This is a genomic window from Mesorhizobium sp. M0518 (assembly GCF_040321125.1).
Lineage (GTDB): Bacteria > Pseudomonadota > Alphaproteobacteria > Rhizobiales > Rhizobiaceae > Mesorhizobium.
The window spans coordinates 55,380-80,953 of sequence record NZ_JAMYQY010000020.1 but is presented as its reverse complement, the minus strand read 5'-3'; the positions used below and the strand labels follow the sequence as shown (position 1 = coordinate 80,953).

General features: G+C 63.7%; 22 protein-coding genes, 1 other RNA gene and 1 pseudogene. 1 reads left to right on the top strand and 23 read right to left on the bottom strand.

Annotation, left to right across the window (positions count from 1 at the left end):
• Window positions 1-105: 105 nt before the first annotated feature.
• From lpxC to mraZ, 17 genes are all read right to left on the bottom strand, one after another.
• A complete protein-coding gene (gene lpxC, locus NKI66_RS25320; protein ID WP_352674471.1) occupies window positions 106-1,056 on the bottom strand; it encodes a UDP-3-O-acyl-N-acetylglucosamine deacetylase in 951 nt (316 codons plus the stop codon).
• 281 nt (window positions 1,057-1,337) lie between these two features.
• On the bottom strand, window positions 1,338-3,017 hold the full coding sequence (gene ftsZ / locus NKI66_RS25315; protein ID WP_352674473.1) for a cell division protein FtsZ: 1,680 nt from the start codon (window positions 3,015-3,017) through the stop codon (window positions 1,338-1,340).
• A gap of 68 nt (window positions 3,018-3,085) precedes the next feature.
• Entirely contained in the window at window positions 3,086-4,393 is a 1,308-nt protein-coding gene (gene ftsA / locus NKI66_RS25310; RefSeq protein WP_128303497.1) for a cell division protein FtsA, read from the bottom strand.
• Window positions 4,390-5,331, bottom strand: a complete 942-nt coding sequence (locus NKI66_RS25305) for a cell division protein FtsQ/DivIB (protein ID WP_023813137.1) — start codon at window positions 5,329-5,331, stop codon at window positions 4,390-4,392. Before NKI66_RS25305 ends, ftsA begins: the two co-directional genes overlap by 4 nt.
• Window positions 5,319-6,245, bottom strand: coding sequence for a D-alanine--D-alanine ligase (locus tag NKI66_RS25300; protein ID WP_352753386.1), 927 nt, complete (start codon window positions 6,243-6,245; stop codon window positions 5,319-5,321). The genes NKI66_RS25305 and NKI66_RS25300 overlap by 13 nt, the downstream gene beginning before the upstream one ends.
• A gap of 312 nt (window positions 6,246-6,557) precedes the next feature.
• Window positions 6,558-7,523: a UDP-N-acetylmuramate dehydrogenase gene (gene murB / locus NKI66_RS25295; RefSeq protein ID WP_352753383.1), complete on the bottom strand. Its 966-nt coding sequence runs from the start codon at window positions 7,521-7,523 to the stop codon at window positions 6,558-6,560.
• Complete coding sequence (murC, locus tag NKI66_RS25290; protein ID WP_352753380.1) at window positions 7,520-8,926, bottom strand: UDP-N-acetylmuramate--L-alanine ligase; 1,407 nt, start codon at window positions 8,924-8,926, stop codon at window positions 7,520-7,522. Before murC ends, murB begins: the two co-directional genes overlap by 4 nt.
• Window positions 8,923-10,050, bottom strand: a complete 1,128-nt coding sequence (gene murG / locus NKI66_RS25285) for an undecaprenyldiphospho-muramoylpentapeptide beta-N-acetylglucosaminyltransferase (RefSeq protein WP_023813141.1) — start codon at window positions 10,048-10,050, stop codon at window positions 8,923-8,925. Before murG ends, murC begins: the two co-directional genes overlap by 4 nt.
• Before the next feature lies 1 nt (window position 10,051).
• Window positions 10,052-11,203, bottom strand: coding sequence for a putative lipid II flippase FtsW (ftsW, locus tag NKI66_RS25280; RefSeq protein ID WP_023813142.1), 1,152 nt, complete (start codon window positions 11,201-11,203; stop codon window positions 10,052-10,054).
• On the bottom strand, window positions 11,203-12,603 hold the full coding sequence (gene murD / locus NKI66_RS25275; RefSeq protein WP_023813143.1) for a UDP-N-acetylmuramoyl-L-alanine--D-glutamate ligase: 1,401 nt from the start codon (window positions 12,601-12,603) through the stop codon (window positions 11,203-11,205). Before murD ends, ftsW begins: the two co-directional genes overlap by 1 nt.
• An 8-nt stretch (window positions 12,604-12,611) precedes the next feature.
• On the bottom strand, window positions 12,612-13,694 hold the full coding sequence (mraY, locus tag NKI66_RS25270; RefSeq protein ID WP_013530954.1) for a phospho-N-acetylmuramoyl-pentapeptide-transferase: 1,083 nt from the start codon (window positions 13,692-13,694) through the stop codon (window positions 12,612-12,614).
• An 18-nt stretch (window positions 13,695-13,712) separates the two neighbouring features.
• Window positions 13,713-15,170 (bottom strand): UDP-N-acetylmuramoylalanyl-D-glutamyl-2,6-diaminopimelate--D-alanyl-D-alanine ligase, encoded by a 1,458-nt coding sequence (locus NKI66_RS25265; RefSeq protein WP_023813144.1) that lies wholly within the window; start codon window positions 15,168-15,170, stop codon window positions 13,713-13,715.
• Complete coding sequence (locus NKI66_RS25260; RefSeq protein ID WP_023813145.1) at window positions 15,167-16,621, bottom strand: UDP-N-acetylmuramoyl-L-alanyl-D-glutamate--2,6-diaminopimelate ligase; 1,455 nt, start codon at window positions 16,619-16,621, stop codon at window positions 15,167-15,169. The genes NKI66_RS25265 and NKI66_RS25260 overlap by 4 nt, the downstream gene beginning before the upstream one ends.
• A 54-nt stretch (window positions 16,622-16,675) precedes the next feature.
• A complete protein-coding gene (locus NKI66_RS25255; RefSeq protein WP_023813146.1) occupies window positions 16,676-18,385 on the bottom strand; it encodes a peptidoglycan D,D-transpeptidase FtsI family protein in 1,710 nt (569 codons plus the stop codon).
• Complete coding sequence (gene ftsL, locus NKI66_RS25250) at window positions 18,382-18,777, bottom strand: cell division protein FtsL (protein WP_023813147.1); 396 nt, start codon at window positions 18,775-18,777, stop codon at window positions 18,382-18,384. The genes NKI66_RS25255 and ftsL overlap by 4 nt, the downstream gene beginning before the upstream one ends.
• A gap of 3 nt (window positions 18,778-18,780) precedes the next feature.
• A complete protein-coding gene (rsmH, locus tag NKI66_RS25245) occupies window positions 18,781-19,815 on the bottom strand; it encodes a 16S rRNA (cytosine(1402)-N(4))-methyltransferase RsmH (RefSeq protein WP_023813148.1) in 1,035 nt (344 codons plus the stop codon).
• Window positions 19,812-20,270, bottom strand: a complete 459-nt coding sequence (mraZ, locus tag NKI66_RS25240; protein WP_023813149.1) for a division/cell wall cluster transcriptional repressor MraZ — start codon at window positions 20,268-20,270, stop codon at window positions 19,812-19,814. Before mraZ ends, rsmH begins: the two co-directional genes overlap by 4 nt.
• Window positions 20,271-20,680: 410 nt before the next feature.
• On the opposite strand from mraZ, the gene NKI66_RS25235 reads away from it, so the two are divergent.
• A complete protein-coding gene (locus NKI66_RS25235) occupies window positions 20,681-21,796 on the top strand; it encodes a cystathionine gamma-lyase (RefSeq protein WP_352753377.1) in 1,116 nt (371 codons plus the stop codon).
• An 8-nt stretch (window positions 21,797-21,804) separates the two neighbouring features.
• Here NKI66_RS25235 and NKI66_RS25230 read toward each other — a convergent pair.
• From NKI66_RS25230 to NKI66_RS25205, 6 genes and pseudogenes are all read right to left on the bottom strand, one after another.
• A pseudogene (locus NKI66_RS25230) lies at window positions 21,805-22,105 on the bottom strand (type II toxin-antitoxin system RelE/ParE family toxin).
• Window positions 22,102-22,377: a type II toxin-antitoxin system ParD family antitoxin gene (locus tag NKI66_RS25225; protein ID WP_023813151.1), complete on the bottom strand. Its 276-nt coding sequence runs from the start codon at window positions 22,375-22,377 to the stop codon at window positions 22,102-22,104. Before NKI66_RS25225 ends, NKI66_RS25230 begins: the two are co-directional and overlap by 4 nt.
• A gap of 177 nt (window positions 22,378-22,554) precedes the next feature.
• Window positions 22,555-22,964: RNase P RNA component class A (rnpB, locus tag NKI66_RS25220), an RNA gene on the bottom strand.
• Between the two features lie 50 nt (window positions 22,965-23,014).
• Window positions 23,015-23,740 carry a lytic transglycosylase domain-containing protein gene (locus tag NKI66_RS25215; protein ID WP_352442229.1) on the bottom strand — a complete coding sequence of 242 codons (726 nt, stop codon included), beginning with the start codon at window positions 23,738-23,740 and terminating at the stop codon, window positions 23,015-23,017.
• A 208-nt stretch (window positions 23,741-23,948) separates the two neighbouring features.
• Entirely contained in the window at window positions 23,949-24,704 is a 756-nt protein-coding gene (locus NKI66_RS25210; RefSeq protein WP_352753374.1) for an N-acetylmuramoyl-L-alanine amidase, read from the bottom strand.
• Window positions 24,701-25,420, bottom strand: a complete 720-nt coding sequence (locus NKI66_RS25205; protein WP_352753371.1) for a TerB family tellurite resistance protein — start codon at window positions 25,418-25,420, stop codon at window positions 24,701-24,703. Before NKI66_RS25205 ends, NKI66_RS25210 begins: the two co-directional genes overlap by 4 nt.
• Window positions 25,421-25,574 lie beyond the last annotated feature (154 nt).

Genomic DNA, 25,574 nt, shown 5'->3' with positions numbered 1-25,574 from the left:
TTTGTGGCGGCCGGACGCAGCTTGGACGTCAATGCAATTTCACTGGCGAGTGGTGCATTCCTGCCACATGCGCTATCGCCCATGGAACCCGAAAAACCCGGGAAATCAGATCATCCAGGGCGCGTAGAGTGGCGCATTGACGGCGTTCATCTCGGCGCTGCGGCCACGCTCGCGGCGTGTCGTCTCGACGATTTCGAATGCCGTGCGGTCCGAGAGCAGACGGCGCAGGGCCGCGGCATTCATCCTGTGGCCGCCGCGATAGGAGCGGAAGCAGCCGATGAAGCGGGCGCCGGCCAGCGCCAGGTCGCCCATGGCGTCCAGCGTTTTATGGCGCACGAATTCGTTGGGATAGCGCAGGCCGCCCATATTGATGACGCGGTTGTCGTCGCCGATGACCAGCGAGTTCTCCAGCGAGGAGCCGAGCGCATAGCCTGCAGCCCACAGCCGCTCGACATCCTTCATGAAGCCGAAGGTGCGGGCGCGCGCGATGTCGCGACGGAAAATATCGGCATTGAGGTCGGAGGCAAACAGCTGACGGCCGATCGCCGGACTTTCGAAGTCGATCTCGATCTCGAAACGGGTCCCGTCATAGGGGCGAAACTCCGCCCACGAGGCGCCGTTCTCGATACGGACCGGCTTGATGACCCTGATATAGCGCCGCTTGACCGAGAGCGTCTCGATACCCGCCTGGTCGATGGCTTCGACGAACGCCATGGCGCTGCCATCGAAGATAGGAACCTCGGAACCATCGATCTCAATGGCGACATTGTCGATGCCGAGCCCAAACAGCGCCGCCATGATGTGCTCGACCGTGGCGATGTGCTCGCCAGCGGGATCACCAAGCATGGTGCACAGGTCGGTAGCGCCGACTTCCGAGACCAGGGCACGAAACTCGCGGCCCTGCTCCGCACCGTTGAAAAGCTGGAAAACGATGCCGGTGTCGGCATCCGCGGGCACGAAGCTGATGGACACTTCCTTGCCGCTGTGGACGCCGGTGCCGGTAAGCGACGCGCGCGTCTTCAATGTCGTCTGATAGTCGTGCAAGACAATCCCCATAAGCCCGTAATGCCTAGGTCCGCTTCTCCAGCCCGAGGGCGCGGCTCTTGTGTGAATCGGCTGGCAGGGCGACTTCCCCCGAAATCCCGGCAAACCGATGATGGTAGGCAGCGAAGATAATGTCCCGTCAGGGAGACTCCAAATCACGGTTTCTTACTCTGTGTAACCGCGAAATGGAATGAGTGCGAATTGGTAAGTCATTGAAATCCCATCATTTAAAACGTTAACAGGCAAGCGATTCCTCGCTTACCTGTTAACAAATGTTACAGTCCGTTTACCAATCAGTTGGCCTGGCGGCGCAGGAACGCCGGAATCTCCAGCTGATCGTCTTCCTGAGTCGTCCTCACCTGCGGCGTCAGGCGGCCCTGATCATCGAGCTGGCCACGGCGCGGCGCATACAGCTGCGCATCCTGACTGGCAAGACGGCGTACTTCGGGCGCTGCCTGGCGCAGCTTGGGCTCGCGCGGCTGCGCCGGCTGCAGTCGTGCGGGTTCCTCCTCGCGACGGGTCAGGCCATTGGTCAGGCGCTTCAGCAGGCCCATCGGTCCGCTGTTGTTCTCGTGATCGACCGGGCGGCTCTTGGCATCCACCTCGGCCTTGACGACCGGCGGAAAGTCCTCGACGCGCGGCATACGCTGCGGCGCCATCGCAACCGGCTGCGGGGCTTCGCGCAGCATCTCGCGCGGCTGCGGGGCCGGCTGCATCTGCTGGACCACCGGCTGCGGCATCGGCTGGGCGGGCGGTGCCTGGAAGATCTTGCTCTGCGGGCGGAAATCTTCAGCGTGGGCGACCGGGGCCGGGCGCGCCTGCGCCATGGCCGCGGCATTAGCTTCGGCCAGATGGATGGCTTCCGCGACCGGGTCGACAGCGCGTGGCTCGTATGCCGCCTGCTGGACAGGCGCCGGACGAACCTCCGCGATCTGAGCCGCCGGGCGGTTGGCCGGCTTCGGAGGCGCCGTGCGGATCGAGATCGGCGCGGCGGCGATTTCAGCCGCCGACTTGTCGATGCCGGTGGCAACTACCGAGACGCGAATGACGCCTTCGAGTTCCTCGTCGAAGGTGGCGCCCAGGATGATGTTGGCGTCCTGGTCGACTTCCTCGCGGATACGGGTCGCGGCTTCGTCGACTTCGAACAGCGTCAGGTCGCGGCCGCCGGTGATCGAGATCAGCAGGCCCTTGGCCCCCTTCATCGAGGTCTCGTCGAGCAGCGGGTTGGCGATCGCCGCTTCGGCGGCGGCCATCGCGCGGCCCTCGCCGGAAGCCTCGCCGGTGCCCATCATCGCTTTGCCCATCTCGCGCATCACGGAACGGACGTCGGCGAAGTCGAGATTGATCAGGCCTTCCTTGACCATCAGGTCGGTGATGCAGGCTACACCGGAATAGAGCACCTGGTCGGCCATGGCGAAGGCGTCGGCGAAGGTGGTCTTGTCATTGGCCAGCCGGAACAGGTTCTGGTTGGGGATGACGATCAGCGTATCGACGCATTTCTGCAATTCCTCGATGCCGAAATCCGCGGTCTTCATGCGGCGCTGGCCTTCGAAGTGGAACGGCTTGGTGACGACGCCGACGGTGAGGATGCCCTTTTCGCGCGCCGCGCGGGCAACGACGGGAGCAGCACCGGTGCCGGTGCCGCCGCCCATGCCGGCGGTGACGAAGCACATATGGGTGTTGGTCAGGTGATCGAGGATTTCATCGATGCACTCTTCCGCCGCCGCACGGCCGACTTCCGGCTGCGAGCCGGCGCCAAGGCCTTCGGTGACATGCGCGCCGAGCTGGATCAGGCGGCCCGCCTTCGACATGGTCAGCGCCTGCGCGTCGGTGTTGGCCACCACGAACTCGACACCGCGCAGACCGGCGGTGATCATGTTGTTGACGGCATTGCCGCCGCCGCCGCCGACACCGAACACGGTGATGCGCGGCTTAAGCTCGGTGATGTCCGGCTTCTGCAGATTGATGGTCATTGTCTCCGTCCTTTGCCTTTCACGCCGCTTCGCCGCCGCGGCCGCCTATGGGGCTGTCCCCGTCAATTTTAGAAACTGTCTCTCAACCACTGACTCATGCGATGCAGTTTTCCGCCCGTTCCGGTCATTTTGAGACCGGAAATTCCTTTCGCAGGATGGCTCTCGAAGCTCGCCATCTGCGGATAGATCAGAAGCCCCACCGCAGCCGAGAAGGCCGGCCCCTTCGCCGCTTCCGGCAGGCCGGCCACGCCGAGCGGGCGGCCGATGCGCACATTGCGTCCCAGGATGCGGCGCGCCGCTTCCGGCAGGCCGGCAAGCTGGCTGGCGCCGCCGGTGAGCACCACACGCTTGCCCACCGCATTGCCGTAGCCGGACCTGTTGAGCCGGTCGCGCAGCAGTTCGAGCGTCTCGTCGATACGGGCACGCACGATGCGCGTCATCACCGAGCGCGGGATCTGCAAGGGCACGTCGCCATCGTCGCCGATCGGCTGGATCGAGACCAGGTCGCGGTCGTCCGCGCTGCCCGGCAACGCCGAGCCATGCATCACCTTCAGCCGTTCGGCGGCATCGAGCGAGGTCGACAGCCCCTTGGCCATGTCCAGCGTGACATGGTTGCCGCCTATGGCGATGGCGTCGCCATGGACGAACTTGCCTTCCGAAAACACCGAAATCGTCGTCGTGCCGCCGCCCATGTCGATGCAGGCCGCACCCATTTCCAGCTCGTCGTCGACCAGGGCCGCCAAACCGCTGGCATAGGGCGTCGCCACCATGCGCTCGACCGACAGATGCGAACGGTTGATGGAAAGCTCCAGATTGCGCATCGGCGCGGCGTCGCCGGTCAGCACATGCATGTCGACGCCGAGTGCGTCACCGATCATGCCGCGCGGATCGCGCACGCCGCGTTCGGCATCCAGCGAGAAGCCGACGGGAAGCGAATGGATCACCTCGCGCTCGGCCTTCAGCGCCTGCTTGGCGCCAGCACCGAGAACGCGCTTGATGTCGGCCTCGTCGGCCTCATGGCCGCCAAGATTGATGGTGGCGGAGAAGGCTTCGCTCTTGAGCCGGCCGGCCGTCATGTTGACGATGAGCGAATCGACCGTCAGCCCGGCCATGCGCTCGGCCGCGTCGACGGAAAGGCGGATGGCGTGCTCGGCGCGGTCGAGATCGACGATGACACCAGACTTCACGCCTTGCGATTTCTGATGGCCGATGCCGATCACCTGGATTCGGTGCGAGCGGCCGCGCAGCAGCTTGCCGTCATCGCACGGCTTCAGCTTGGCCACCATGCAGCAGACCTTGCTCGAACCGACATCCAGCACCGTCAGGGTGCCGGACCGGCGCGACGCGGCATCGCCAGGACCGCCAAGCCAGTTCATATCTTCGTCTCCGGCTTGCGCTTCAGGCTCTTGGGTTTCTCGTTGAGGGCGGCTTCGCGCTGCGTCGCCGCTTCCGCCGTCAACTGCACGACCAGCCGGTCCGTCAGGCGCATGTCGACGGCGGCGATGTCACGCGACAGCAAGCCGCTGTCATGATCCATCTTCACGAGTTCGGCGAGCGCCTGATCCTCGTCGTCCTCGGGAAGCTTGACGGTGATGCCATTGTCCAGCTTCAGGTCCCAGCGCCGCTCGCCGACGCGGATATAACCTTTGATCCGGCTCGCGAGCTCGGGATATTTTTCGACCTTGGCCAGGAAATCGGGCGCGCTCGCCGGCGCGCCGGTGCCGATCAGCAGCGGCAGAAGCACCTGCTTGCCACCCGAGAACGGCGCGATCATGGCACCATTCCTCTCGATGACCGAAAGCTCGTCGCCCTGCTGCCAGAGCGCGAAAGCCTCGCGCTCCTCGACACGTACTTCCAGCGTGTGCGGGTAGACCTTGCGCACCGCCGCAACCTCGATCCACGGCAGGCCGGAGATCCGTTCGCGCGCTGCCTCGGCATTAAAGCCGATCAGCGACGTCCAGCCATCAAGTTCAAGCCTGTCGAGTATATCGATTTCGGAGGTCTGGCGATTGCCGACCACCTTGACCTGATCGACGGCAAAGCCGGTGCGGGCGGTGATGCTCTGCACGATACCGTCGACATGACCACCGAGATAGGCGCCATAGGCACTGCTCGAGAAAATCAGCACGGCCGACATCATGGCCGCGGAAAAGCGCGGCGCCTGGAATTCCCCAACGCCCAGGCGCGCCAGAATGCGCACCGGACGGCGAAGCATGCGCGGCAGTACGAAATGGTCCAACGACAACGACAGGCCGAACAGCGCCGGCCCGGCCGCGCCCCTCTCCCTACCCTGTCCCCATTTCAACGCAGACACGAAGCGTCCTCCACCATCCAACTTAACAAATCGCCAAACGAGTGCCCGGCATGGGCGGCGATTTCAGGTACCAAAGACGTCGGCGTCATACCCGGCTGGGTGTTGACCTCGAGCCAGACAATCTCGCCGTTTTCGGAATGACGATCGTCATAACGGAAGTCCGAACGGGAAACGCCTCGACAGCCGATCGCTTGGTGAGCCTTGAGCGCCAGTGTTTGTATTTTTTGGTAAATATTCGGTGAAACTTTTGCGGGGCATTCGTGCTTTGATCCCCCGGCGACATATTTTGAATCATAGTCGTAGAAGGAATGGCCGGTCGGGATGATCTCGCAGACCCCCAGCGCCACATCGCCCATCACCGCGCAGGTCAGCTCCCTGCCGTGGATGTAGCGCTCGACCATGACGGTATCGCCATATTTCCACTCCGACGAGCCAAGAACCTGCGGCGGATGCGACTGGCCCTCATGCACGATGACGACACCGAAGCTCGAACCCTCATTGACCGGCTTGACCACATAGGGCGGCTTCATCGGATGCTTGTTCTGGATGGCAAAGCGGCTGGCGACCTTCGATTCGGCGACCACGACGCCGACCGACTTGGCAACCCGCTTGGCCTGCTCCTTGTTCATGGCCAGAGCCGAGGCGAGCACGCCAGAATGGGTGTAGGGAATGCCGAGATATTCAAGGATGCCCTGAATGGTGCCGTCCTCGCCAAAAGGGCCATGCAGCGCATTGAAGGCGACATCGGGCTTGAGCTCAGCAAGCACGGAGCCGACATCGCGCCCGACATCGACACGGGTGACCTGGTAGCCTTCCTTCTCGAGTTCATCGGCACAAGCCTTCCCCGACGAAAGAGACACGGGCCGCTCGGACGAAAAACCACCCAGCAGGACGGCCACATGCTTGTTTTTCATTCCCCGGCATCCCCTCTCTCACGGCGGACCAAAACCAGATTTTCCGCAACATTGAGTCAGAGTCTCCCGGCAGGTTGCCCCCCAGACGGAAAACGCTGAAAACGCGTCGAACGACTCAAATCAGGAAACGCTTTCGAGCAGAGAATCAGAGAGTTGATTCACTGGCAAGTGCTTACGATTCCGAGAGATTCACTTTCTGAGAAAATGGATGCGAAAAGCGTGTCGTTGAGTCTTCGGAGCAACGGTCGCGGACCGTTTCGGCCTCGTTGAAGTTCATGCATCACATGAACTTCACGCGCGCCAAAGTGCACCTTAAAGGAGCTGCCCGAGAAACTCCTGCACGGCATGCCCCGGCCGGAAATTGCCGATTCGCTTGATTTCCCATTGCAACCGGATACCGGAATTCTCCAGCACCCGCGTGCGCACCGTCTCGCCGAGATATTCAAGGTCGTAGCCGGTCGCGGTTCCCGTGTTGATCATGAAGTTGCAATGCATCGGCGACATCTGGGCCCCGCCGATCATCAGGCCGCGGCAGCCCGCTCTGTCGATCTCCTTCCAGGCCGACGTGCCTTCCGGATTCTTGAAGGTCGAGCCACCGGTCTTCTCGCGGATCGGCTGCACGGTCTCGCGATGGTTCTGCACGGCCTCCATCGCCGCCTTGATCGCCGTTTTGTCCTCGACAAAGCCTTCGAACACGGCCGAGGTGAAGATCAGCCCGGAGGGCGCCGCTGAATGGCGATAGGCGTATCCCATATCGGCATTGCTCAGCGTCTGCACATTGCCCTTGCGGTCGAGCGCCCGCACTTCGACGACGCGCTCGCGCGTCTCGACACCATTGGCGCCGGCATTCATCCGCAGCGCACCGCCGATTGCACCCGGAATGCCGTGGTAGAAATGAAAGCCGCCAATGCCGGCCTCGAGCGCCACCGCTGCGACACGCTTGTCGGGGGTCGCAGCTCCCGCCTTGATCCTGATCGGCGAAATCACCTCGGCCTCGCCGAAGCCCTTGGCCGAAAGGCGGATGACAAAGCCCTCGATGCCGCCGTCGCGGACCAGCAGGTTGGAGCCGACGCCAACGACGGTAAGAGGTATTTCTTCAGGAACGGCTTTGAGGAACACCGCAAGATCCTCCTCATCAGCCGGCTGAAACAACGCTTCAGCCAGACCCCCTGCACGGAACCAGGTGATCTTGTCCATCTCGGCGTTCGGCGTGAGACGGCCGCGCAGGCCGGCAAGCCGGTCGCCAAGTCTGTCGATCAGGGCCTGGCCGTGCATCATGAGACGGTCCCGCCAAGCTCCTTGGGCAACGCATAGGCCCATTGGGTGATGTTGCCGGCGCCCAGGAAGACGACGAAGTCACCTGATTTTGCCAAGTCGCGGATGATGGGCGCGATCGCCGCCGGACCCTCGATGTAGCGCGCGTCGCGATGGCCGCCGGCGCGGATACGCGACACCAGCGCGTCCGAGCTGACGCCGTCGATCGGCTCCTCGCCGGCCGCGTAGACCGGCGCCACCATCACTGTGTCGGCGTCGTTGAAGCAGGTGGAAAACTCGTTGAACAGATCATGCAGCCGGGTGAAGCGATGCGGCTGGGCAATGGCGATGACGCGACCCTGGGTGGCGCTGCGCGCCGCCTTCAGCACCGCCGAGATCTCGACCGGATGGTGGCCGTAATCGTCGAATATTTCGACGCCGTCCCACGAACCGGTATGGGTGAAGCGGCGCTTGACGCCGGCGAAGGACGACAGGCCCTTCTTGATCGCCTCGGCCGACAGGCCGAGCTCATGCGCGACCGCGATCGCTGCCGTCGCGTTGGAGACGTTGTGGCGGCCGGGCATCGGCAGGCGCAGGCCCGCTATGACAGTCTGGCCGCCGGTCTTGCGGTCGCGGATCACCACGTCGAATTCCGAAATGGCACCTGCCATGCGGTGATTGGTAAAGCGCACGTCGGCCTGCGCATTCTCGCCATAGGTGATGACCCGGCGGTCCTCGATGCGGCTGACCAGTGCCTGCACCTCGGGGTGATCGGTGCACATCACGCCAAAACCATAGAACGGCACGTTCTCGACGAACTGGCGGAACGCCTCGCGCACCTTGTCGAAGCTGCCATAGTGATCGAGATGCTCGGGATCGATGTTGGTGACGACCGCGATCTCGGCCGGCAGTTTCAGGAAAGTGCCGTCGCTTTCGTCGGCCTCGACCACCATCCATTCGCCGTCGCCCATGCGCGCGTTGGTGCCATAGGCGTTGATGATGCCGCCATTGATGACGGTCGGATCGAGCCCACCGGCATCGAGCAAGGTCGCCACCATCGAGGTCGTCGTCGTCTTGCCATGTGTGCCGCCGATCGCCACCGCCTGGCGAAAGCGCATCAGCTCGGCCAGCATTTCGGCCCGGCGCACGATCGGCAGCAGCTTTTCGCGCGCGGCCTTGAGCTCAGGGTTGGATTTCTTGATCGCCGTCGAGACGACCACCACCTCGGCATCGCCGAGATTCTCGGCCCTATGGCCGACGAAGCATTCGATGCCCTTGTCGCGCAGCCGCTGCACATTGGCGCTTTCGGCCTGATCGGACCCTTGCACCTTGTAGCCGAGATTGTGCAGCACTTCGGCAATGCCGCTCATGCCGATGCCGCCAATGCCGATGAAATGCACAAGGCCGATGGTCTGCGGCATCTTCATGCTTGCGTCCCCTTCCTGAAATCCGAAATGGTTTTTTTGGACGCAATAGCCTCTGTAAGATCAGCGAGCAACCGTGCCGCGTTCGGCCGGCCGGCCGATTTCGCGCCCGCCGCCATCGCCACAAGCCGATCGGGGTCGTCCATCAGCTCGCCAATGAGCGCTGCGATGCGTTCGGGCGAGAGCGAGGATTGCGGATGCACTTCGCCGCCGCCGGCAGCGGCAAGGGCCGCCGCGTTCGCCGCCTGGTCGTGGTCGAGCGCGTAGGGGTAAGGCACCAGGAGCGCCGGCCGGCCGATGACGGCGATCTCCGAAACGGTCGAGGCGCCGGAGCGCGAGATCACCAGGTGCGCAGCCGCCATGCGCTGCGCCATGTCGGTGAAGAAGGGTGAGACCTCGGCAGCAACGCCCAGTGCCGCATAGGCCGCCTTGACCCGCGCCACATCATCGGCGCGAGCTTGTTGGGTAATGACCAGCCGCTTGCGCTGAGCATCGGAAAGCAGCGCGATCGCCCCCGGCACGGCATCGGAAAAGAACTGAGCGCCCTGGCTGCCGCCGAACACCAGCAGGCGAAACGGCTGTTCCCCGGTCGATGCCGCATAATTCGTCCTGGCCGCTTCCAGCACGGCCGGCCTGACCGGATTGCCTGTCGTCACTGTCTTCACACCGGCAGCACTGGTGTCCTGCGGCAGGAAGCCGCCGGCGATGGCATCGACACGGCCGGCCAGCGCCCGGTTGGCGCGCCCCATCACCGCGTTCTGCTCATGGATCAGCGTCGGCACCTTGCGCCGTGTCGCCGCGTAGAGCGGCGGCAAGGTCGGATAGCCACCGAAGCCGACGACGGCATCAGGCTTGATCCTGCCGATGACGGCGGAGGCCTGGCGCACGCCGCGCCAAATTTTCCAGAAGGCACCAAGCAGGGCAAAAGGGTTTTTCGAGCCCATCGTCGCCGACTGGATCGGGTGGACGGCGGCGGCCGGAAAATGGCCGGCAAAACGCTCGGCACGGTCGTCGGTCGCCAGATGCACCGACCAGCCGCGCTCGTTCAATTCATGCGCCAGCGCCTCGGCCGGGAAAAGATGCCCACCGGTGCCGCCTGCCGCGAGAAGGATGACGCCTCTGGCCATATCACTCCGCCGGCACGGCGCGTTGCGACAGGCCAAAGCCCATCTGCTTGCGCTTTTCCGGCCGCTTGCGTGTCAGCGCCAGCACCATGCCCATCGAGATGGCGATGGCGATCTGCGAGGAGCCGCCATAGGAGATGAACGGCAGCGTCATGCCCTTGGCCGGCACGAGCTGGAGGTTGACGCACATGTTGATGACCGCCTGCAGGCCGAACACGGTGACGAGACCGCCGACCGCATAGCGGGTGAAATCGTCATGCTCCTTCAGCGCCGTGTTGAGGCCGCGCAGAACGATGAAGGCGAAGATCGACATGATGAAGAAGCACATGATCAGCCCGAACTCTTCGCCCGCGACCGAGAAGACGAAGTCGGCATGGCTGTCGGGAATGACCCGCTTGACGGTGCCCTCGCCCGGTCCGACACCGAACCAGCCGCCATTGATCAGCGCTTCGCGCCCCATGTCGACCTGGAACGTGTCGCCCTCGCCGGTGAGGAACTTGTCGATGCGCAAGGCAACGTGCGGGAACACCGTATAGGCGGCAAAAACGCCGCCGACGCCGGCCGCGCCGAGCGCGACGATCCACAGCCAGGGCAGCCCGGCCATGAAGAACATGATGCCCCAGGTGCCGGTCGTCAGCATGGTCTGGCCGAGGTCCGGTTGCGCCACCAGCAGCGATACGACCAGCACCAGCAGCAGCATGGCGAACAGATTGCCCGGGATGTCAGGCTGGCGCTTGTGCTCGGCGAACAGCCAGGCGCACATGATGACGAAGGCGGGCTTCAGGAATTCCGAGGGCTGGATCGACAGGCCGGCAAGCGACACCCAGCGGCGCGCGCCCTTCACCTCGACGCCGATATAGAGCACCGCCACCATCAGCACCAGCATCAGGCACAGAATGACCAGCGCCATGCGCCGGATCTGCCTGGAATCGAGGAAGGAAACGGCCAGCATTACGCCGAGCGCCGGCACGGTGAAGATGATCTGCCTGGTGGCAAAGTGGAAACTGTCGAGGCCGATGCGTTCGGCCACCGCCGGGCTGGCGGCGAAGGACAAGACGATGCCAAGCCCCATCAGCGACAGGAAAGCCGCCAGGAACCAGCGATCGATCGTCCACCACCAGGTCGCAACCGGACTTTTGTCGAGACGGCTCTGCATTATCGTGCCCCTCCGATGGGTTTCACACCCTCGATAGCATTCGCAGCTTGCCTGAAGGCTTCGCCGCGGACTTCGAAATTCTTGAACTGGTCGAAACTGGCGCAGGCCGGCGACAGCAGCACCACCGCCTCGCCGCTGTCGTCCTTAGCCGCATCATGCGCGGCGTGCTCGACCGCCGCGGCCAGCGTGCCTGAGATCTCGTAGGGAACTGCCTCGCCCAGCGTCGCCGAAAAAGCCGGCGCCGCCTCGCCGATCAGATAGGCCTTGGCAATGCGCGGGAAGAAGCCGCGCAAGGGCTCGATGCCGCCTTCCTTGGGCAGGCCGCCTGCGATCCAGTAGATGCGCGGGAAGCTGGACAGCGCCGGCGCCGCAGCATCGGCATTGGTCGCCTTGGAATCGTTGATGAACAGCACATGATCCTTGCGGCCGACCTGCTCCATGCGGTGCGCGAGGCCGGGAAAGCTTTCCAGCCCCGACTGGATCTCGCCAAGCTCCAGCCCGACCTTGAGGCAAGCGGCGACCGCTGCCAGAGCGTTCTGGGCATTGTGCTGGCCGCGCAGCGAGCCGATGCCTTCGAGGAAGGCGACACGGCTGTAACGGCCGTGCACCGCTTCCATCAAATTGCTGCCGTCGGCGAAATAGCCATCGGTCAGCGGCAGGCGCTTGGAAATGCGGATGACGTGCCGCCCCGCCCGCTCCAGCCGCTCGGCGATCTGCGCGCACCAAGAATCGTCGATGCCGACGATCGCCGTCTCGCTGCCGGCCACCAGCCGCTCCTTGATCGCGGCGTAGTGCTGCATGGTGCCGTGGCGGTCGAGATGATCGGGCGTCAGGTTAAGCAGGATGCCTGCCGTCGGATTGATCGAGGGCGCGAGGTCGATCTGGTAAGACGAGCATTCGACGACATAGTGCCGATCGGGCTCGGGCGGATCGAGCGTCATCACCGCGCGGCCGATATTGCCGCCCATCTGGGTGTCGCGTCCCGCGGCCTTCAGGATGTGCGCGGTCAGCGCGGTCGTCGTCGACTTGCCGTTGGTGCCGGTGATGGCGATGAAAGGCGATGTCGGCGCGCTCAGCATCCGCTCGCGGCAGAAAAGCTCGACGTCGCCGATGATCTCGACGCCTGAACCGCGCGCGAGTTCCACCGTCCAATGCGGCTTGGGATGCGTCAGCGGGACGCCCGGCGACAGCACGAAAGCCGAGAATTTCGCCCAGTCGGCGCCGCGCAGATCAGCGGTCGCGATACCGGCAACGGCGGCCTTGGCAACGCTTTCGGGATTGTCGTCCCAGGCCAGCACGTCCGCGCCGCCCTCGATCAGCGCGCGCGCCGTCGCGATCCCCGAGCCACCGAGCCCGAAGAGCGAAACGCGCTTGCCTGAAAAGGATGCGGCGGGGATCAAAGGGCTTCCTATCTCAGCTTGAGGGTCGACAGGCCGACCAGCGCCAGGATGACGGCGATGATCCAGAAGCGGATCACCACCTGGCTTTCGGTCCAGCCGAGCTTTTCGAAATGATGGTGGATCGGCGCCATCAGGAACACCCGCTTGCCGGTCATCTTGAAGTAGCCGACCTGGATGATGACCGACAGGATTTCCACGACGAACAATCCGCCGACGATGACCAGAACGATCTCGTGCTTGGTGGCGACCGCAACGGTGCCGATCAGGCCGCCCATGGCCAGCGAGCCGGTGTCGCCCATGAAGATCGCCGCAGGCGGCGCATTGAACCAGAGGAAGCCCAGACCAGCGCCGATGACCGCGCCGAGCACGACCGCCAGTTCACCGGTGCCGGGCACGAAATGAATCTGCAGATATTCAGCGAACACCGCATTGCCCGAGAGATACGCGATGACGCCGAAGGAGGCAGCCGCGATCATGATCGGCACGATCGCCAGTCCGTCCAGGCCGTCGGTGAGGTTCACAGCATTGCCGGCGCCGACGATGACGAAGCAGGAGAACGGAATGAAGAACCAGCCGAGATTGACGATGAATTCCTTGGCGAAGGGAAATGTCAGCGACGAAGAGAACGGCGCCTGGCCGTTGTGCATGATCACCCAGGCGGCGATGCCGGCAATGACAAATTCAAGCGCAAGGCGTGCCTTGCCGGAAAAGCCGAGATGCGACTGCTTGGTTACCTTGAGATAGTCGTCGTAGAAGCCAATCGAGCCGAAGCCCAGCGTCACCAGCAGCACCACCCAGACATAGATGCTCGACAGGTTCGCCCACAAAAGCGACGAGCCGATGATGCCCGACAGGATCATCAGGCCGCCCATGGTCGGCGTGCCGGCCTTCTTGAAATGTGTCTGCGGCCCATCGGCGCGGATCGGCTGCCCCTTGCCTTGCCGCAGCCGCAGCGAATTGATGATGGTCGGTCCGAAGATGAAGACGATCAGCGCCGACGTGATCAGCGCCCCGCCGGTGCGGAAGGTGATGTAGCGGAAGACATTGAAGACCGAGACCTTGTCCGCAAAATCGACGAGCAGTGTAAACATGCGTTTTCGTCCCCCGACCTAGGTCTGTTTTCTGGCTGTCGATTCAGCCGGGAATTTGCCCAGCAGCGCATCGACCAATTTTGCAAAACCGATGCCCTTCGACGATTTGATCATCACCACGTCACCCGGCTTAAGCGCGGCAAGCAGCACCGGCTTCAGCTCCTCGACACCAGCGCGGTATTCCGTCTTGATCTCAGCCGGCAGCGCTTCGGCCAGCGCCCGCATTTCCGGGCCGCCGAGGAAGACGGTCTGTGTCCCGGTGCCGACGATGAGTTCGGCAAGGGCTGCATGCAGCTTGGCCGAATGGTCGCCGAGTTCGAGCATGTCGCCGAGCACGGCAATGCGGCGGCCCTCGCCCGTCACAGGCGTCGCGTTGAGCAATGCCATGGCAGCAGCCATCGACGCCGGATTGGCGTTGTAGCTTTCGTCGATCAGCGTGATCGGTCCACCTGGGTGGCTCGAAGTCGAGCCACCGGGATGGCGCAGCACATGGCGCTTGCCGCGCCCGCGCTCGGCGGAGAGATCGGCCAGTGCGAGTGCCGCCTGGTCGAGATCGGCGCCGACCAGATGCACCGCACCCAGCACCGCCAGCACGTTCTGCACCATATGGCGGCCGGGCGCGCCGATCCGCGCCGACACTTCGTGGCCGCCGATCCTGGCGATGATGTCGGAATGATCCGCATGCAGTTCGCATTTGGTGAGCTTGAAGGTGGAGCGCGCATTCTCGCCGAAGCCGTATACGTGCTCGACACCGGCGGCACGGGCCATCTTGTCGAGCAGCTTGAAGCGCGTATCGTCGCGGTTGAGGACGGCGGCCCCCTCGGGCTCCAGCCCCTCGAAAATCTCGGCCTTGGCCTTGGCGATCTCGTCCAGATTCCGGAAGAAACCTAGGTGGGCGGCCGCGATCATGGTGACGATGGCGACATGCGGCCTCACCATCTTGACCAGCGGACGGATCTCGTCGGGATGGTTCATGCCGATCTCGAACACGGCATAGTCGCAATCATCGGGCATGCGTGCCAAAGTCAGCGGCACGCCCCAGTGATTGTTGAAGGACTGCGCCGAGGCATGCACCTTGCCGGCGGCTTGCAGCACATGGCGCAGCGCTTCCTTGGTGGTGGTCTTGCCGGCCGAACCGGTCACAGCGATGATTTTCGCGCTCGAGCGGGCGCGCGACGCAACTCCAAGCTTTTCCAGTGCGACCAGCACGTCCTCGACGACGATGATCGGCGCCGTCAGCCGGCCGAGCGACGGCAGCTTGCCTTCGGCCACCACCAGCACGCCGGCGCCAGCCTTGATGGCGGCGGTTGCGAAGTCATGGCCGTCCATCGCCTCGCCCTTGATAGCGAAGAAGGCATCGCCCGGCTGCAGGCTGCGGCTGTCGATCGAAATGCCTGAAATGCCGTCCGGCATCGGCCCGAGCGGCCGCCCGTCCATGGCGGCAACCAGCGCCTCGGAGGTCCACAGCAAGCTCATGCGGCACGCTCCGTGAGTGCCGCGCGAACCTCCTCGTGATCGGAAAAATGCAAGGTCTCGGAGCCGATCGTCTGGCCCTCCTCGTGCCCCTTGCCGGCCACGATCAGCGTGTCGCCGGCATGCAGCATGGCGACCGCCTCATGAATCGCCTGGCGCCGGTCGCCGATCTCGATGGCACCGGGAGCGGCGGACAAAATAGCGGCGCGGATCGTTTCCGGCACTTCGGAGCGCGGATTGTCGTCGGTGACGATGACGACATCTGCAAGTCGCGTCGCAATCTCGCCCATGATCGGTCGCTTGCCGCGGTCGCGGTCGCCGCCGCAGCCGAACACGACGATGACGCGGCCGGTGGTGAACGGCCGGACCGAGGCCAGAACGTTTTCCAGCGCGTCCGGCTTGTGGGCATAATCGACATAGACCGGCGCGCCGCTGGCGGTGGTGCCGACGAGGTCGAGCCGGCCCGGCGCGCCCTTCAGTTTCTCCAACGCCATCAAGGCCTTGGCGACAGGTGTTCCCGTGGAGATGGCAAGACCCGCCGAAACCAGCGCGTTCGAAATCTGGAAATCACCGGCCAACGGCAGGTCGATCTCGTAGAGCACGCCATCGGCCTCGACTTCGGCGCGTTGGCGGTGGCGCTCGTGCTCGACCCGCTTCAGCCTGAGGAAATCGCCATGGCGGCCGACCGTCAGCACATTGAGCCCGGCAGCCTGTGCGGCCTCGATCGTCGGCGCCGACCATGGATCGTCGGCGAAGATCACGGCCGGTGCGCCCTTCGGCAGCAGCGTGTCGAACAGACGCAGTTTGGCGCGGTGATAGTCCTCGATGGTCGGATGATAGTCCATATGGTCGCGGCCGAGATTGGTGAAGCCGCCGGCGGCCAGCTTCACGCCGTCGAGGCGGCGCTGGTCGAGCCCATGGCTGGAGGCTTCCATCGAAGCGTGGGTGACGCCGGCATCCGCCAATTCCCGCAGCAATTGGTGCAGGGCGACCGGATCGGGTGTCGTCAGCGAGCCATAGTCGTTGCGTCCAGGCGCCACCACGCCGGTGGTGCCGATCGAAGCGGCGGCATAACCGGCCTGCTCCCAGATCTGCCTGGTGAAGGCGGCGACCGAGGTCTTGCCGCTGGTGCCGGTCACCGCGACCATGATCTCAGGCTGCTTGCCGGAATAGCGTGCCGCACTCAGCGCCAGCGCCAGGCGCGGATCGTCGACCGCCAGCACCGGAACCGACAGCCCGGCAATGGTGCTGCCCTTGCCCGCCACGATCGCGGCAGCACCGCGCGAGGCGGCGTCGGCGGCATAAACGGCGCCGTCGGCCTTGGTTCCGGCGAGCGCAAAAAAGACAACGCCCGGTTTTACCTGGCGGGAATCCGAAGAAATCCCTGTAACCTCCAGATCGACGGAAGCTATTCCCTCGACGGGCAGGATACCGGCTAGATCTCTGAGCTTCATCGAGTCCCGTTCACCGCAACAAAATAGCGCGCTGTTGCCGGCGCGCCCTAAGAATCACTGATAGGAAACCAGCGTTGCACCATTTTCATGGCTGAAATCTGGCTTCACGCCAAGCATGGCAGCTGAACGCCTGATGATATTGCCGGCCATGACCCCCGCATTTGCGGCCGCGACATCCGTCATGCCAGGCTTTTCCGGGTGCGGGGCATCGGCAATGGTAAACACCAGATACTGCGGATCGTCCATCGGGAAGGCGGCGACGAAAGTGTTGAAATTCAAGTCCTTGGAGTAACGGCCATTGACGACCTTCTCGGCCGTTCCGGTCTTGCCACCAACGCGGTAGCCGGGGACTCTGGCGTTTCTGGCAGAGCCCTTTTCGGCATTGAGCGAATAGAGGTAGCGCATGCCTTCGACGGTCTTTTCGCTCACCACTCTCTTGGCGGTGGCCATCGCTTCCGCCTGCGTCCGCACCAGAAAGGTGGGGTTCATCAGGAAGCCGCCATTCATCAACGCCGCGCAGCCCACAGCCGCTTGCAGCGGCGTCGTCGACACGCCATGGCCGAAGGCGATGGTGAATGAATTGACCTGTTTCCAGACCTTCGGTTCAGTCGGACGGGCAGTCTCCGGCAATTCGGTCTGCATCCTGTCCAGAATGCCAAGGCGGTGCAGGAATTCGCGATGCCCCTCGATGCCGACCATCTCGGCTTCCCTGGCCGACCCGATATTGGACGAATAGAGGAACACCTCCGGCAACGACAGCACACGGTTCTTGCCGTGGAAATCGTGAATGGCCTGATGGCCGACCCGGATTGGATGCGAAGCATCGAAGCGGCTCGCCATCGTCGCCTTGCCGGAATCGAGCGCCATGGCGGATGTGAAGCTCTTGAAGGTCGAGCCCATCTCGTAGAGGCCCGCCGACATGCGATTCAGCCGGTCCTTGTCCTGTGCATTGTAGGGATTGTTCGGATCAAAATCCGGCACGGAAGCCATGGCCACCACTTCGCCGGTCTTGACGTTGAGCACGACGGCGCCGGCCCCCATGGCACGATAGCGCTCAAGGCCGGCGGCGATCTCGTCGCGCACCACATGCTGCACGCGCAGATCGATCGAAAGCTTTACCGGCTTGAGATCCTTGGCAATGGCAAGGCCCGATGCCTGCAAGTCGCTCAAGCCTTGCTCGTCCACATATTTCTCCATTCCGGAGATGCCCTGGTTGTCGATGTTGGTGAGGCCGACAATGTAGGACGAGGTCTCGCCGCTCGGATAGAAGCGGCGCTTTTCGGTGCGGAAGCCGAAACCGGGAATGCCGAGCTGCATGATGTCGGACTGTTGCTTGGGCGTCAGCTGCCGCTGCAGCCAGACGAAACCGGCGCCGCTCTTCAGCTTATGGTAGGTCTGCTCATAGTCGATGTCCGGAAGCACCGTCGACAGCTTCTCGATCGCCTCGTCGGCGTCGACAATGCGGCGCGGTTCTGCAAACAGCGACGCCGTCTTGATATCGGTGGCCAGCACTTCGCCGTTGCGGTCGACGATGTCGGGCCGCGATGCCGTCACCCGGCTCTGCGGACCGCCCGACATATCGGGGGTCTGGAAGCCGAGATAGACCAGCCGCCCTGATATGGTCGAGAAGATGCCGAAGAACACCGCCATCGTCATGACGATGCGCGTCCTGCCCTTGCCGCCGGTCGCCTTGCGGGCGCCCTCGACCACGATCGATCCATCCTCACTCGTCCTGGCGCGACGCTTCAGCAGTTTGCCGATCATTGGGCGATGCCTCCGGTCACGACGGGATCCTTACTGTCCGAAGGCGCTTGGTCGGAATTGTCGGCCATGCCGCCCTGGCGTCCCGACAGGATGTCCTGGATGTCAAGGGATTTGGCCGGCAGGTCGCCGATGCCGCCGATCTGACGAGCGCTGACCGGCTCGAGTTCGAGCTGCGACTTGTAGAGTTCAGCCAGCTTCTGCAGCCGCGACGGCTGGGTAAGCAGGCTCCAGTCGGCCTTGAGCAGGTCGATCGTGTCCTCCTCATAGCGTATCTGCGCATGGATCTTCTGCACCGAAGCCAATTGTTCCTCGGCCTCGCGCTTGGCCTTGTAGGTAAGGGCCGCGACCGCAACCATGACGGCGATCAGGACAATGTCGCTGGTACGAAACACGTGTTACCTCTCCCCCGGCCGGTCGATACCGGGAAGCTTTGGAAGGCCGAAAATCGAAAAATCACTGCCGCGCGCCGGCGCCTCGGTGCGGATCGCCGCGCGCAGCCTGGCCGAACGGGCGCGCGGATTGGCCGCCACCTCGGCGTCGCCGGCAGTCACGCCGCCGCCCGCCTTGCGGAACGTCGCGGTGCGCGCATGAGCCTCGGGCAGGTGACGTGAGCCGGTCGCAACATCGGCCCGGTCGGCGATGAAGCGCTTGACGATGCGGTCTTCCAGCGAATGGAACGTCACCACGGCGAGCCGACCGCCCGGCTTCAGCGCGCGTTCGGCCGCGAACAGGGCCTTGGCCAGTTCGCCAAGCTCGTCATTGACGAAGATGCGCAGCGCCTGGAACACGCGCGTAGCCGGATGGATCTTGTCCTTCGGCGCCCGGCCGATATGCGTCTCGATGGCATCGGCCAGTTCCAGCGTGCGCTCGAACGGGCGCTTTTCGCGGCGAGCCTCGATCATGCGGGCGATGCGCCCGGCATGACGCTCCTCGCCGAGGAAGCCGAAGATGCGGGCAAGATCGCCCGGCTTGAAGGAATTGACGACATCGGCAGCGCTGAGACCCGATTGCGCCATGCGCATGTCGAGTGGCCCGTCGGCGCGGAACGAAAACCCGCGCTCGGCCTGGTCGAGCTGCATCGAGGACACGCCGATGTCGAGCACGACACCCTCGGCGCTCTCGACATGTTCGTCCAGCGTCGAGAACGGCGCCTGCACCAGCCGCAGCCGGCCGCCGGACTGCGCTTCCAGATCGCGCCCGGCATCGATTGCATCCGGATCGCGATCGATCGCCACAACCGAGGCGCCCGTCGCCAGAATGGCCCTGGTGTAGCCGCCGGCGCCGAACGTGCCATCGATGATGAGGTCGCCCTGCGCCGGCGCCAGTGCTTCGAGCACTTCGGCAAGGAGGACCGGAATGTGGCGGGCCGATCCGCCAACGGCGTGCCCATCGACGGCGTGAGGAAGGTCATCGCCGTGGCCTGCCGTCATTCCGGTCGCTCCCCAGGCTTCGTCCCCTGCCGAAGCTGCAAAAGCCGTGCCCGCGCCTGCGCCCCATAGGCGGCAAGCCGTCCCGGCTCCCAGATCTGAAAGAAATTGCCGCGCCCGACAAAGGCCACTTCCGCCGAAATGCCGGTGTGTTCGCGAATGAAATCGCTCATCGTGATGCGGCCGTCCTGGTCGAGTTTCAAGAAGGTTCCGTCGCCATGGCAGAAGAACGACATATCGTCCGCGGTCTGCAGGAAGGGATCCTCGAGCGCGATGCGCTGCTCGTAGCGGTCGAGCAGATCGAGCCCGCCGACATCCATCGCCGGCAGATCCAGGCAGCGTAGCGCATAGAGTTCCGAATAGCCGCGTTTCTGCACGACGGCACGGAAATGCGCGGGAACGGACACCCGCCCCTTCGCATCGATCCTGCTCACCGAGTTTGACAGAAACCGGTCCATTACACGCTACGGCCGCTTGCGCCGCCGCACCCCTCTCCATCTTGTCGCCGGCGCCGCCGCGGCGCCTTCCCTGGCCCGTATCAGTCTCGTCCGCACGGGCAAAAACCGGCAAACGCGCAGCCGCCGCGGCTGCCCGATTGGCGTACGCTTTACCCTGACGCGGAACGAAGGCTTTGATGTCTGGATGGGATATCATGGGGCACTATGGGCGTCAACGGGAATAGGCTTCACAAACACGCGCGCCGCGACCAATGAGAACAGCCTCGACGACACGTCTCGTCTTTATCGTCTATTAAGCCTAACGAAGCGTTTAGAGCCGCTTGGCCCAACCGGACGCGCCTTGCCGCGCGCCGCTGCCGGGCATAGCGTCTCGCCACATCTCGTCGGTCGCAAACAGGGTTGGAAATTCGATGTCTGAAACAGCAAAGTCACGCGCTGCAGCACTTCCTCATCTGCGTCGCAGCGGGCTTGCCATGGGCGATTCCATTCCCCTGCCCCTGACCATGGCCGCCATTTTTCATGCGCCCGGCGACGCCACCGGCTTCAACCAGTATGGCCGCTTCAGCAACCCGACCTGGGACGCGGTCGAACATATGCTGGCTCATCTGGAGGACGCACCTTGCGTCGGGTTCCCTTCAGGAATGGCGGCAATCTCGGCGGCGTTTTTTGCCATGCTCAAGGCCGGCGACCGTATCCTGCTGCCTTCAGACGGCTATCACACGACGCGGGCTTTGGCCGATCGCTTCCTCAAGCCGCTCGGCATCACCTACGATGTCAGGCCGACCTCGACCTTCCTCGATGGCGGCTTCGATGGCTATCGGCTGGCGTTTGTCGAAACCCCTGCCAATCCGGGGCTGGATATCTGCGATATCGCCGCCGTTGCCGATGCTGTTCACAAAGCCGGCGCGATCCTTGTCGTCGACAACACGACCATGACACCCTTCGGCCAGCGGCCGCTCGACCATGGCGCCGATATCGTCGTTGCCGCCGACACCAAGGCACCCAATGGCCACTCCGACGTGCTGTTCGGCCATGTGGCCAGCCGCAATGCCGATATCATCGCCGCCGTGACCGGCTGGCGCGAAGTTTCCGGCAGCATTCCCGGACCATTCGAAGCCTGGCTGGTGCACCGCGGCCTGGAGACACTGGATGTGCGCTTCGATCGCATGTGTTCCTCGGCGGAAGTCATCGCGCGGCGGCTGCAGGGCCATCGGGCAATCAGCGGTCTGCGTTATCCCGGACTGGAAGGCGATCCGTCGCACAACCTTGCCCGCGCCCAGATGGAGCGCTTTGGCTTTCTCATTTCTTTCGAGCTCGCCTCGGAGGACAAGGCCGAGGATTTCATCAACAATTGCGCCTTGATGCAGGCCGCGACATCCTTCGGCGGCGTCCACACCTCCGCCGAGCGGCGCTTGAAGCGAGGCGATGCCGTTGCCGCCGGCTTCGTTCGCCTCTCGGTCGGCTGCGAGCCGGTGGACGAGCTCTGGAAGGCGATCGAGGCGTCACTGGACAAGATCGGCGGCTGACGAAACGGCTACGCGCCGACGTCATCGGCCTCGATGTTGCGCTTGCCATGCAGCACGCGGATTATTTCGATCGCATCGTCATCGACCCGGTACAAGGTGAGATAGTCGCCAACGACCAGATGACGGATGCCTGGCGCGATGTCGTCGCGCGGTGCGCCTAAGAAGGGATAGGTGCAGTTGCCGCCACCGCGCCTCGATGCGATCGAGCAACCGATCGGCCGCAGCCTCGCTGTCGCGTGCAACATGAAGCCAGATCGCGATCAAATCGTCTTCTGCGCGCGCATTCCGGACGATGGGCAGCAGATTCATGCCGCGTCGTCAGATCGCAGGCGTCTCCTCGCTTCAGCCTTGATGTCATCCATTGACGCAAATCGACCAGGCCCGCTGTCGATCCCTTCCTGCACCAGCTTGCGCAATTCCTCGACCGTGTAGCCATGCAGGTCGCGCCGGTCTTTCCACTGTCTGAGCGCGTCGCGGATCACTTCGCTGGCCGATGCATATTCGCCGGCGGCGACTACATCGTCCACCGCCGCCGCCAGTTCCGGCGACAGCGTGATGCTGCGTTTGTCGACCTGTCCCATGAGAGGCTCCCGATGCTATCAGCTGATCCATGGTACGATTTAATCGCACCAGTTTCAAGCAATAGCCGGCCCTCGCTCGCATGGATGGATCGGTGAACAAACTTGAATCAGCAGGCGCGCCCGAGGGCGCAACCTGTTGATATCAAGAGACTTCTCTTCGATATCGCGGGAGAAAAAATTGCCAGCTGGCCTGTAAGCCGGGTTCTGTATGGCCCTCGCCCCTTGCGAGGCGAGAACGTGGCGGCCATTCATCTTGGGCGCATGTTGCCATGCGCCTCACGCAACCTACCCGGACGGTGAGCCGGAAACAGCCCTCGAGAGTTTCCCCTCGCACCGCCCCTATTCGGTCTTGCTCCCGGTGGGGTTTACCGTGCCGCTCCTGTTGCCAGTCGCGCGGTGGGCTCTTACCCCACCCTTTCACCCTTACCCCGAATCCGGCAAGCCGGATCGTGGCGGTTTGCTTTCTGTGGCACTTTCCCTGGGGTCGCCCCCGCCGGCCATTAACCGGCACCGTGTTTCCATGGAGCCCGGACTTTCCTCACCCACGACCTTTCGGCGTTTGCGGGTGCGGCCGCCCAGCCAGCTGGCAGAGCGTATAAAGGGGTTCACGCCCGAAAACGCAAACGAAAAAGCAGACTTATGCGGGCGATCCCAGCGCAGCCATCTGCACCTTCACCTTGCCGCAATAGGCTGCCGACACCGGGTTCATCCGCGTTGCGGCGTGGCCGGCATTGTATTTCAAAATCGTGCCGCAGGTCGTGCCGCCGCCGAGGCTCCGCGCCATGGCAAGGTATTTCATCCCGTATTTGATGTTGGTGTCGGGATCGAACAGACCCTTGGCGGAGCCGCTATAGCCCATCATCCGAGCCGTGGCCGGCTTGATCTGCATCAGGCCGATCTCGCCGGCGCCGCCGACGATGTTGGGCCGATAGTTGCTTTCGATCTGGATAACCGCCGAGGCGAGCGATACCGGAACGCCTTCGATCGCCGCATAGCGGGCAACGATTGCGGAATACTGCCCGCTGCTGGCCACCGTGGCCGCCGAGGCTGCCGCGTTCCGGACACCGATCGACGCCGTTGCCGTCATGTCGACGGTTTTTCGGCCACGCTTCGTCTGCTTTCTGGCGGACTTCTTCGGCTTGGACCAGCTTGCTTTTTCCATTTTCGCGGAAGCCCGCTTCGTCGCCTTGGCGTCCTGGCCTGCCTTGCCGCTTCTGGCCTGTGGGGCCTTGCCGCTTTTCGCGGATGCCACGACAGGCCCTTGATCGGCTCGCGGGCTGAGGGGCGCGGCATCTGCGGCACTGAAGGCAAAAGTCATTACGCCGGCAGCAAGAGCTGCCGTTAAAACGGTAAATTTCTGCATGTGATCCTGTTCTGTCTGAACCGCGCGAAGATGTTCGCGCAGCAACGCCTAACCAACGTCGGAACAACCCGGGGGCTTGGGGTCCGACATCTACACGTCAGCCGTTTGACGCCCGAATTGGTGTCAAACAAGGCCAGGCAAGTCACTTTGAGTGACAGCTTGTAACTTAAGGATTGGAAAGAATTGCTTCGAAGAGGCTTCCCGGGGGTCAGCGCCTCACGGAAGCAAGCAGCCTTTGCAGCGTCCGCAGCGTCGAGCCGTCGGCAACGCCGTCCACCTTGCGCGGCCGGAAATGACGCTGGAAGGCCTCGACCACCGCCTCGGTCTGCCGGTCGAAAACGCCGGATATTTCAACGCCATAACCGTAGAGCGCCAGCATCGACTGCAACGCTTCGACGTCGCCGCCGGTGTCGCCGGTTGTCAGAGTGGCGCCTCGCCTGACGGGTGCGGCCGCCACGAGATGACCGACACCGGCCTCGAACAGCGTCCGCCACGGAAACTTCTCGCCGGGATCGATCTTGCGCCCCGGCGCAATATCGGAATGCGCGAGTACCCGCTCGGCGGCGATCGAATGCCGACCGGCGATCCCACGGCACAGCCCGATCACCGCATCGATCTGCCGCCGGGGAAAACCGGGATAACCCAGCGAATGCCCCGGATTGACGATCTCGATGCCGACCGAACAGGAATTGATGTCGGCCCGTCCGAACCACGAACTCTTGCCGGCATGCCAGGCGCGGTCGCTTTCCCTGACCATCTGCACGATATGGCCATTCTCGTGGACGAGATAATGCGACGAGACCTCGCTGGCCGGGTCGCAAAGCCAAGCCTCGGCCCCGGCGCCGGTCGCCATACCGGTGTAGTGCAGCACGATCATGTCAGGCCTGCGCGTCTCGCGCCGCGGGCCGAAATTCGGCGATACCCTGACTTCGGCACGTGGCTCGTCGGGCAGAAAGCCGCTCATGCGTGGCGCAGGCCCCGCTCGATCATCTCGTAGGCGGCGTTGATCGCCGCCACCCTGGTGGTCGCGATCTTGATGAATTCCTGAGGCAGGCCGCGCGCGATCAGCCGGTCCGGATGATTGTCGGAAACCAGCTTGCGATAGCGCTTCCTGACCTCTTCGAACGGCTTGCCGCGCTCGATGCCAAGCACGACATAGGGATCCCCGGCGCCAAGGTTGACATGTCGCGCCATGATGGTCTCGTAATGCGCTTCGTCGATGCGGAAAATCTCGGCGATGCGGTGCAGGAAGTGGCCTTCGCGCTCGTGCACCAGCCCGTCGGCCTTGGCGATGTGGAACAGACCGTCGAGTATGTCCTCCAGCATCACACAATTGGAATGCCCGGAACCGCACATCTGCGCCATCCGCTCGGCATAGGCCTCGAAACCGGCCACGTCGCGCTGGGCGAGATCGAACAGACGCGCCACATTGCGCGTCTCCTTCGGCGGCACTTCGAATATCTCCTGGAACGCGCGCACCTCGTCCTGGGTGACGATGCCATCGGCCTTGGCCATCTTGGCCGACAGCGCGATCATCGCCACCGAAAAGGCGACACGCCGGCGCAAATCCGCATCGCCGGCGAAAACCGTGCGCACGGCCTCGACCACGTCGGCGACACCCGACGAGGCTGAGGATGAAACGCGGGTGATGAATTCGCCGAGGCGATCCCAAATCGACATGGCCTGCTTCTTAGAGCCACCGCCCGCTCCTATCAAGCCGGGACAGTGCCGCAGGCTTTGCACGACAAATCGATCGGACTCGAACGCCACGGCGCTCGGACAATATGAGAAAGGCCGGCGCGAGCCGGCCTTTCTCATTCATCACACGAAGTAC

What these genes read in the sequence shown, in the direction of transcription:
- NKI66_RS25260 (WP_023813145.1), bottom strand. Translation starts at nt 16,621, where the DNA reads ATGAAGCTCAGAGATCTAGCCGGTATCCTGCCCGTCGAGGGAATAGCT.
- mraY (WP_013530954.1), bottom strand. Translation starts at nt 13,694, where the DNA reads ATGTTTACACTGCTCGTCGATTTTGCGGACAAGGTCTCGGTCTTCAAT.
- NKI66_RS25255 (WP_023813146.1), bottom strand. Translation starts at nt 18,385, where the DNA reads ATGATCGGCAAACTGCTGAAGCGTCGCGCCAGGACGAGTGAGGATGGA.
- murB (WP_352753383.1), bottom strand. Translation starts at nt 7,523, where the DNA reads ATGATGCACGGCCAGGCCCTGATCGACAGACTTGGCGACCGGCTTGCC.
- NKI66_RS25210 (WP_352753374.1), bottom strand. Translation starts at nt 24,704, where the DNA reads ATGAGCGGCTTTCTGCCCGACGAGCCACGTGCCGAAGTCAGGGTATCG.
- NKI66_RS25225 (WP_023813151.1), bottom strand. Translation starts at nt 22,377, where the DNA reads ATGGGACAGGTCGACAAACGCAGCATCACGCTGTCGCCGGAACTGGCG.
- NKI66_RS25235 (WP_352753377.1), top strand. Translation starts at nt 20,681, where the DNA reads ATGTCTGAAACAGCAAAGTCACGCGCTGCAGCACTTCCTCATCTGCGT.
- rsmH (WP_023813148.1), bottom strand. Translation starts at nt 19,815, where the DNA reads ATGACGGCAGGCCACGGCGATGACCTTCCTCACGCCGTCGATGGGCAC.
- NKI66_RS25300 (WP_352753386.1), bottom strand. Translation starts at nt 6,245, where the DNA reads ATGAAAAACAAGCATGTGGCCGTCCTGCTGGGTGGTTTTTCGTCCGAG.
- lpxC (WP_352674471.1), bottom strand. Translation starts at nt 1,056, where the DNA reads ATGGGGATTGTCTTGCACGACTATCAGACGACATTGAAGACGCGCGCG.
- murC (WP_352753380.1), bottom strand. Translation starts at nt 8,926, where the DNA reads ATGAAGATGCCGCAGACCATCGGCCTTGTGCATTTCATCGGCATTGGC.
- NKI66_RS25205 (WP_352753371.1), bottom strand. Translation starts at nt 25,420, where the DNA reads ATGTCGATTTGGGATCGCCTCGGCGAATTCATCACCCGCGTTTCATCC.
- ftsW (WP_023813142.1), bottom strand. Translation starts at nt 11,203, where the DNA reads ATGCAGAGCCGTCTCGACAAAAGTCCGGTTGCGACCTGGTGGTGGACG.
- NKI66_RS25265 (WP_023813144.1), bottom strand. Translation starts at nt 15,170, where the DNA reads ATGAGCTTGCTGTGGACCTCCGAGGCGCTGGTTGCCGCCATGGACGGG.
- ftsZ (WP_352674473.1), bottom strand. Translation starts at nt 3,017, where the DNA reads ATGACCATCAATCTGCAGAAGCCGGACATCACCGAGCTTAAGCCGCGC.
- ftsA (WP_128303497.1), bottom strand. Translation starts at nt 4,393, where the DNA reads ATGAACTGGCTTGGCGGTCCTGGCGATGCCGCGTCGCGCCGGTCCGGC.
- murG (WP_023813141.1), bottom strand. Translation starts at nt 10,050, where the DNA reads ATGGCCAGAGGCGTCATCCTTCTCGCGGCAGGCGGCACCGGTGGGCAT.
- mraZ (WP_023813149.1), bottom strand. Translation starts at nt 20,270, where the DNA reads ATGGACCGGTTTCTGTCAAACTCGGTGAGCAGGATCGATGCGAAGGGG.
- NKI66_RS25215 (WP_352442229.1), bottom strand. Translation starts at nt 23,740, where the DNA reads ATGCAGAAATTTACCGTTTTAACGGCAGCTCTTGCTGCCGGCGTAATG.